The sequence below is a fragment of the Methylophaga sp. UBA5088 genome (assembly GCF_002414625.1).
GTDB classification, from domain to species: Bacteria; Pseudomonadota; Gammaproteobacteria; order Nitrosococcales; family Methylophagaceae; genus Methylophaga; species Methylophaga marina.
On record NZ_DIAC01000068.1, the window covers coordinates 3,565 to 5,587 of the forward strand.

Here is a 2,023-nt window from a genome sequence, read left to right on the forward strand (position 1 = left end):
TGCTTTATCAGTCTGACCAGATTTGTCATAGGCTATGGCGAGTAAATTCAGTAATTCTGACAACCGTTTATCAGCCAGTTTTGATTCACCATTGAGTTTCTTTTTCATCTGTTCAAGTGAGGTGATGGCTTGATAATACTGCCCCTCTTTTAATTGAATGTTAGCGGCTGATATCACTAAATCGCTTTCTACCGATAAGGGTAATTGAGCACCTTTTTTATCCATTGATTCAGATAACGTGGTTGAAACCAGTTTTAATGCCTGCTGCTGATTGCCTAGTGAGACTAGGATTTGCGTCTTTAATAAAATGGCCTGCCACAACTTGCCGTTACCATCACTCTGGCTGAGCTGGAATTGTTCTATTGATTCACCCAGCACGCTATCGGCTTTATTTAGCTGATGTTTTTTTTGCAATAACACGCCCTGATTAAATAATAAGGTGGCTAGCTGTTCATCAGGCGAAGCTGATGCTTTTTTGGCTAAGGTCACTGCGTTTGATAAGGAGGCCATTGCTTGCTCAGGCTGACCTTTTGCCTCCTGAATAAAGGCTAATAGATTAAGACTACTGGCTTTGTAGATATCGCCATTATCAGCTTTTTCAGCACGAGCAATGGCTTTGCGGATGGCTGTTTCAGCGGTTTCATAATTGCCCGCCTGATAGGCGCTGGACGCTTCAGACTGCCATTTTTGCCATTCATTTTGCTCAGCAGCTTGCACACTTAATGAGCTGAAAACAAGACAAACCAATAAGATAAAAAATGGGGGTGGTATCAACATAAATAATCCTGATTATTTTCTGCTTTTGGCTGATTTTTAAATGGTTTAAAACCGTTTTTCCAATTTCAAACTGACGCTATTCCTATCATAGGAATAAAGCCAATTTACATTGCTATGTACTTTGCGATGTTTGAAGGTAAGGTTTGGTTCCAGCCCATAAAAACTCAGTCCGGGGAACCGCACAATAAGGGTGTAGTTCTGTTCAATATCTTCACGCTGCTCACCCAGTAAAGCGTTAAATTCATCATGTTTGCGTTGACGCACAGAGGCAAAAAGGACGGCATTGATGTTGTCACTAAACTCTTTGGAGACACCTGCTCTTATGCCATATTGTTGATAAGCGAAGGGTTCTGTCTCTGCTTCTTTCTTGGTCCAGTCCACCCCGCCAAATAGCGTCCATTGATCAGGGAATACATACCAGGCGGTGGCATAAGCTGACCAAATATCACCGTTGTAAGCAGCGTAGTCTTTTTGTCGATATTGCTGATCTTTATAATCGGCTTCAAGTTTAAACAGCACACGATCGGACACATAATGTAACCACTCACTATGTAGTCCCCAGGCTCCATACATGGATCGATGACCATAACGAGAGAAATCAAAAGACGGTGCTAGTGAAAATTGATTGCGTTGAGTGTGGTAGCTATAACCGAGCTGTGAGGTAATTTGGCTTTCATTAAAATCAGAGTGGTCTTTGTAACTTTGGCCAAATAATAACGAACGAAAAAATAGGCCATGATGACCGGACAAAGCAAATCGTTTATTCAGTGTGGCTTCGTAGTCCAGACCATGTGCTTCCACCGCTTCGGGTGTCTCGCGTTCGTAAAAACAGACATTGCCAAAATAGAGTAAACAACTGTAACTCTCAGATGATTGGTTTAAGTTATCAACCCAAGTGGGGCCAATCGAAAACGAACCTTGCCAGGACTGACGTCTATCTAACGCCTGCAAAAAACTATCCACTGTGGTGCTAACGCCTTGCTGACGAGCATCGGCGGGGTTGAGTATCTGTTGAATAGTACTAAATACTTTATCAGAGTCTGCATCTTTTCTATTTTCAAACAGTACACGTGCCAGCTCTAACTGACCGGGTAAAAAGTCAGGTTTTAAGTCGAGAAGCTGGCGGTATTCTGTTTCTGCTCGTTCCAGATTACCTTCCATCCGAGCAATAGCACCGCGTGCATAAGCGAGCAGCATAGGATCTGCATCAGCAAACTCTTCATATTCTTCTAGAAAAAACTTCACC

General features: G+C 42.6%; 1 protein-coding gene and 1 pseudogene. Both read right to left on the reverse strand.

Annotation, left to right across the window (positions count from 1 at the left end; genetic code table 11):
• Positions 1–777 (reverse strand): annotated as a pseudogene (locus B4K20_RS08605) (hypothetical protein); the annotation flags it as partial.
• A 45-nt stretch (positions 778–822) separates the two neighbouring features.
• Positions 823–2,023, reverse strand: a 1,201-nt coding sequence (locus tag B4K20_RS08610) for a surface lipoprotein assembly modifier (protein WP_289282584.1), incomplete at its 5' end; no start/stop codon positions are given.